Annotated in this window: 5 protein-coding genes; 4 read left to right on the forward strand and 1 reads right to left on the reverse strand. The window is 61.8% G+C overall.

The annotated features are described in order from the left end of the window. The first annotated feature begins 233 nt into the window (after window positions 1-233). Together VN047_RS05845 and VN047_RS05850 are read left to right on the forward strand one after the other, a co-directional pair. Window positions 234-1,433: a tyrosine-type recombinase/integrase gene (locus VN047_RS05845; RefSeq protein WP_325540986.1), complete on the forward strand. Its 1,200-nt coding sequence runs from the start codon at window positions 234-236 to the stop codon at window positions 1,431-1,433. Window positions 1,434-2,219: 786 nt separating this feature from the next. Next, window positions 2,220-3,815: a hypothetical protein gene (locus tag VN047_RS05850; protein WP_062179236.1), complete on the forward strand. Its 1,596-nt coding sequence runs from the start codon at window positions 2,220-2,222 to the stop codon at window positions 3,813-3,815. 127 nt (window positions 3,816-3,942) lie between these two features. Here the strand turns inward: VN047_RS05850 and VN047_RS05855 are convergent, their stop codons facing one another. Beyond that, window positions 3,943-4,146, reverse strand: a complete 204-nt coding sequence (locus VN047_RS05855; protein WP_325540991.1) for a hypothetical protein — start codon at window positions 4,144-4,146, stop codon at window positions 3,943-3,945. On the opposite strand from VN047_RS05855, the gene VN047_RS05860 reads away from it, so the two are divergent. Next, window positions 4,136-4,780, forward strand: coding sequence for a hypothetical protein (locus tag VN047_RS05860; protein ID WP_325540993.1), 645 nt, complete (start codon window positions 4,136-4,138; stop codon window positions 4,778-4,780). The genes VN047_RS05855 and VN047_RS05860 overlap by 11 nt on opposite strands. A 249-nt stretch (window positions 4,781-5,029) precedes the next feature. After that, window positions 5,030-6,064 (forward strand): DUF7146 domain-containing protein, encoded by a 1,035-nt coding sequence (locus tag VN047_RS05865; RefSeq protein ID WP_062183721.1) that lies wholly within the window; start codon window positions 5,030-5,032, stop codon window positions 6,062-6,064. The last annotated feature ends 262 nt before the right edge of the window (window positions 6,065-6,326 follow it).

A 6,326-nucleotide genomic window follows, 5' to 3' on the forward strand; every position in this document is an offset into this window, starting at 1 on the left:
TATGGGCTTCAATTTAACGGAAGCCCTGTCCACCATCCTCCCATCCGAGGGTGTCCGCCGAACCCCCTAGAAATCCCGGAAAACCTAGCGTATCATCCACGCATCGTCCGCATGCGTCCGGGGCAATTTGCCTGCAGCCGGAGCGTAGTGTGGGGGAAGTGTGGGGGAAGATTGTCTTTCCCCCACACTCGTGTTCCCCAGAATGTGGGGAGAAAGTGTGGGGGAAGATTCCCATGGGCAAACTCACGGCGGTTGCGGTTAAGGCCGCTCTTGCGAATCCGGGCACCTATCAGGATGGTGACGGCTTGTTTTTGAAGGTCGACAAGCGGGGAGGGGCGTCTTGGACCCTTCGCCTGCAGCGCGACGGCAAGCGTCAGGACATCGGGCTGGGCAGCGCGAAGTTGTTCACTTTGGCGCAGGTCCGCGAGAAGGCCGGAGAGCTTCGCAAGGCGGTCAAGGTCGACCGGCGCGACATATTGGCTGAGCGGAAGGACGAGGCGTCTGCCAAGGTGACGTTTCGCGAGGCGGCGAGGCAATATCACGCCGAGAACGAGGCGGGATGGAAGAGCGAGATCTACGCCCGCCAATGGCTTTCCAGCCTTGAGAATTACGCCTTCCCGAAACTGGGCGACGAGCAGACCGGTGCGATTGTCGCGGCTGACATCATAAACGTGCTCACGCCGATCTGGCAGGAGATACCCGACACCGCCCGTCAGGTGCGCAACCGGATCTGCACCGTGCTGGATTATGCGCATGCAAAGGGCTGGCGTTCACGCGAGGCTCCCTCAGGTAATAGCAGCCTGAAAGCGGGGCGTGGCTTGCCGCGGCAACTCAAGAAGACCGAGAATCGCAAGGCTATGCCATATGCGGCTTTGCCCGGTTTCATCACTGCACTGCAGCGCAAGCCATCCTACAGCAGGCTTGCGCTGGAACTACTCATCCTGACCGGTGCGCGCAGCCAGGAGGTGCGTCGGGCGACCTGGGACGAACTCGACATCGAAGCGCGGCTATGGACTGTGCCCGCCGATCATATGAAGCGTGGCAAGTCGCATATCGTGCCGCTGTCCGATGCCGCGCTGGAAGTGATTGCAAAAGCGCATGCTTTCAGGCTCCCGGACACAGACGTGATTTTCCCCGGTGCAAGTGGGAAGACGATGTCCGATATGACGCTGCTCAAGGTGCTACGTGACATGGCTGAGCCATTTCATGTCCATGGCTTTCGCTCGACATTCACCGATTGGGCGGCGAACGAGGGTTTTCCCGATGCTGTTGTGGAAGCGGCGCTCGCCCACAAGACCCCCGATGCCGTGCAAGCGGCCTATCGCCGCACAACATATCTTGGCACTGCTGACAAACCCGGAGCTCGTATCGATCTCATGCGCGCATGGGGAAATTATTGCCTCGCTCGTGGGGCGGGCGACGAAAACGGCTAGTGTGGGAAAAGTGTCGAAGCGCAGCAGCTAATGGTGGAAGCCTAGCCCGTCCTCTTTGTATTCGAACCGCGCTCTCATCGACGCTTGGATCGCAAGCGGCGAGCCAATTCACTTCAATGCTCCAGAGAAACCTGAGTGTAGGAACTGCTCGGTGATCCAGACACGCGGCATCGCGTAGAACGTTTTGGCGCCATGCCACTGCCCGATAAAGGTTGGTCGTGCGGGTCCTGCAACAGCTTTATTTGGCCCGCTCCGATCCGGCTGCGCCGTAAGGCAGCGTGACCGCCGGGCGAAGCTCGTTGCCGCGCCGGCGATCCGCGCCGAAGCATTTCGCGGGAAGCTGAATTCAAAGCGAATGCTGTTTCTCAAGTAATCTGTGCCCCGCCGCGACACCCGCGGCAGCCTGTCAGTTCGGCGGCCAGTGGCGAGGTTTGCCGCTGGCCGCGTAATCACATTCAGCCCTTCCCCGCCGCGAGAAGCCGTGCCTCCCCGCCGCCGGCCCCGCGCTGCGAGGCCGAGAGTGAGAGAAGACGGGGATTCTCGTGGCGAGCCTGAGGCCAAGAGAGAGTCTTGTGGCGGTTCGCCATGGAGAAAACCCATGGTTCATTCGGTATCAAACTTCACCCCGCGTCCGCCTCCTGACGCTCCTATCGAGCGATTGAGCCCACCCCGCAAGATCCAGCGGTCGCCGCCGGCGGGCTGATCTCGCGCCGCCGCACCATTCCGAAATCTCACAGATCAGACCAGCCCGCGCCTTGATGCGCGCGGCTGCGCGGAGTCACGTCCATGGCCCAGTTTCAAATCCTGTGCCCCCACTCGGAAAACGAGTGGCGGCCGATAACCATCGATTTCCGTTTCGCTCCGACAGGCGATCAGCAATATCTTTGGCCCTCCTTCGAGGAGGCTGAGGCGGCCCGGCGCCAATTGCTTGCAAATTCGCCGGGCGCCCAGCTTCGGATCGCACTTGCGGGTGCCGACATCGGCGACGTCGATTGGCCCACTCGAGAAAAGCTAAGATTTGCCGATGGCACCTATGCGCCGACGCCCTGGCACGAAGAGGCCTGGTACCAAGCAAGGCATGAAGAGCATTTTTGCCACGTTTCAACTGAACAGCTCGGGAAAATTGCTTTCACGGAAAATGCGGCCAAGGGGCAGGTCGATCGCCAGCTAGTTATGTCGCCCGGGCGCTATCTTCACCGCTTTTTCTCCTCAGACCTCGACAATAACGCAATTGAGGGCTGGTGCGCGCGGCTCTCGGTGCAGCTCGATGAAGACACGCTCAAAATCACGCAAGATGCTGACGAAATAGAAGATGTTTATGTCGGCGGACCGTCGAGCTGCATGGCGCATGAGACGAACGAGTTCGACAGCTTCTGCCATCCGACGAGGGTTTATGCCGGTCCGGATACCGCCATCGCCTATATCGGCTCGCGGGCGGATGCGCGAGCTCGCAGCGTGGTCTGGCCTGAGCTCAAAATCTATACCAGCATCTATGGTGACGTATCTCGCCTCAAGCTGCTTCTAGAAAATGCGGGGTACTCCAAAGGCAGCCTGAATGGCGCACGCATTCGGCGTATCGTGGACGGCGACAGTTTCGTCGTCCCCTACATCGATGCTGGAGACGATCTGGCCGATGACGGCAAATTCCTCATTGTCGGACATGGAAGCATTCCGTCGGAAAACACCAACGGCCTAGGCGATAGAATCTGGTACTGCCCGCGCTGCGAGCAAGATGGCAGCGAGCACGACATCGTCTATTTTAGGGACGGATCGTCGGAGGAGTGGTGCTATCACTGCTTCACCGATCACACGGTCTTCTGCGCCCACAATGAGCGCCCATACAGCGACGCGGAAACCTTCATCACCGTGTTCGCCGATGGCGACGAGCATGATGTGCTCGAGGAGGATGTCGACGCTTTCGGGGCTGTCTATGTCGAAGATCGTGGTGATTGGTGGCTCGCGACCTGCTGCCGACAATGCGACGCCAGCGGCGACTGGTACCATGCCGACGACCTTACCGAGTATCATGGCGAATGGCTCTGCGACGACCATCTTCCCGTGGCATTCGCCGACGACGACGCGTTCCTGCTCAACGCTCATGTCCTGACCTTCCGCCAGTTCCAAGAGGATATGGCGGGCATCGCGGCTGAGGTCGCCAAATGGCAGGCGGCCGGCGATCGGGCGCGCGCAGAGTGGCTCCGGCGTGCGCAGCACCCTGGGGAGCAGCCTCTTCAAAACGCGCCCTGCTGTGCATCGCATGAACGGTCCGGCTACGATTGCGTCTCCGCCAACCTCGAAGTGTCTCGGGGCGACGGTCATCCGTCACGCGTCCCTGCACCGCAATTGGCTGCTGCCGCACTTCCACTCTTCGCAGGAGTTTGATTCCATGACCTATGACCTGTCGGGCCGAGCGGGCCTGCTAGAAATCCTCTCATGGGCTCGCCCCCATGACAGCGCCACCGAACGCGCCTTCTGCCGCGAATATCTCGACCGAATTACCGGCATGCGCTCAGATGCCTTCGGAAATAGAATGCTGACCGTCGGTGACCGGCCCCACGTCCTGTGGAGCTGCCACGTCGATACCGTAGCTGCCAAAGGCGGGCAGCAGGCTGTCGGGGATCGATGAGAATGGCGTCGCGTCATTGTGTGACGGCAAGGCCGGCATGTCGCTGGGCGCCGACGACGGGGCCGGATTATGGATCATGATCAACATGATCGCTGCGGCCCTCCCTGGCCGATATCTTTTCCATCGCGGAGAGGAGCAGGGCTGCCTGGGATCTCGCTGGATCGAGCGGAACAGCCCGGACCTGCTTTGCGGCATCGAAGCGGCCATCGCATTCGATCGTGCCGGAGTGGATGACGTGATCACCCATCAAAGCTTTGGTCGAACATGCTCCGACGCCTTCGCATCGAGCCTCGCACTGGAGCTCAATGGGCTCAACCGGGACTTCGGTTACAGGCCCGACAATACGGGCGTCTATACCGACACCAATGAATATGCCGGGATCATTCCCGAATGCACAAACCTCTCGGTCGGCTATGAACGCCAGCACGGTCCTCGCGAGACGCTGGATGTCGTCCACTGCGAGAAACTGCTCGCCGCCATGCTCGAAATCGATGCGTCGAAGCTCGTGATCGAACGCGATCCGTCCATTGTCGAAGATGATCGCTGGTGGTTCGATCGCCGCAGCCATGGCGACGCGTTCGCCGAGGCCGTTGCCGACCATCCGGCCCTCGCAGCCTGGATGCTTGAGCAGTGCGGTGTCACTCTCGACGACTTCCAAATGGAAGTTTGGGCGGAGGATATGGACGAGGGCGGGCCTTATCGTCCGCTGGTGTCGTCTTGATATCGCTTTGGTGCCTCTCGTCAGCGATCAGGTGGAGCGCAGCATGATAGTCGGGCTCACCGATATTGGGCCGGACCGCGCTGATTCTTATCGGCAGAGCGCTGGGGGCTTGATTTTGGAGATCGTCTCGTGAAAATTGAAGTTCTACGTGCCGGCAGGGGCTGCTGGCGCCGAAGTGTTCTTGGCGCTCGTCGATCGATTTCCGATCGCGCGAGCCCTCGAATGCAAGGCCGCCTGAAGGAGCCCCGCATGACCAGTTCCGCCGCTGATATCGCGCGCCGACTTGCCGACAATGCCGAAGCGGTGTGCCGCCGCTATCTCTCCAACGGCCGCCGCGAAGGCAATTACTGGATGGTTGGCGACATAAGCAATAGTCCGGGCCGAAGTCTCTATGTCCGGCTCGCCACGCGCGCCGCGGGCGGCGGGGCGGCAGGCAAGTGGACCGATGCCGCGACCGGAGACCATGGCGATCTTCTCGACGTCATTGCTGCGAGTTGTGCACACATGGGGTTTCGCGACACGCTTAATGAAGCGCGGCATTTCCTGAGCCTGCCGATGCCGGAGATGACGCCTGCGGGACCGAAAGCCAGAAAAGGGGCGCAAGGGTCGCCCGAAGCGGCACAGCGGCTTTGGGCGAGTTGTCGACCGACAGCCGGCACTTTGGTCCGGGACTATCTCGCTGCCCGGGCGATTAACGACGTGCGCGAGTGCGATCCGCTGCGCTTTCATCCGCGCTGCTTCTATCGTCCCTCGAAGGACGATGAGCCCGGAGGTCGGTCCGCATGGCCTGCGATGATCGCGGCAGTGACCGACGAGGACGGCCATGTCACCGGCGTCCATCGGACCTGGCTCGATAAGGGGGGCGCCGACAAGGCGCCGGTTACCTATCCTCGCCGCGCCATGGGCTTGCTTCTCGGTCATGGCGTCCGCTTCGGGCCGGCATCGCCGGTCATGGCAGCGGGCGAGGGGATAGAGACCCTGCTATCGCTCCGCCAGCCGATGCCGACCATGTCCCTGATTGCCGCAACGTCGGCCGCGCATCTCGCGGCGATCGCCTTTCCGCCCGTCTTGCGTCGCCTATACGTCGCGCGCGACGACGATCCCGCGGGGGCCGGAGCGGCCGCAGCACTGGCAGAGCGCGCCGATCCGGTCGGGATCGAAATCATCTCGCTCGAACCCGAGCGCGGCGATTTCAACTCCGATCTTATGCTTCTTGGCCGCGATCGCCTCGTCCGGTCTCTTGAGCGCCAGCTTCACCCGTCGGACCGTCAGTTCTTTCTCTGAGGCCAGAGATGAACCGGAGAAGGGAAGCGAAAGGGAGGACATGAAACCGGATCGCGGACGCCCGTCGGGGCCGTGCCCCGGCCTTCGCAAGAGGGCGACTGCGGCAGGCGGGGCGGGAGCCGCAATGGCGGCGCAAGCGGCTATTTTCCGCCGGGGCCGTCGGCCCCTTTGCATCGCGAAGCAAAATAGCCGCTGGCTTGCCATCCTCCGCTGACGCTCCGGCCCCCGCCTTCGGCCGCGGTGCGGCGCCGGCCCCGCCGGC

Source organism: Sphingopyxis sp. (assembly GCF_035565275.1).
In the GTDB taxonomy this organism is placed as follows: Bacteria; Pseudomonadota; Alphaproteobacteria; order Sphingomonadales; family Sphingomonadaceae; genus Sphingopyxis.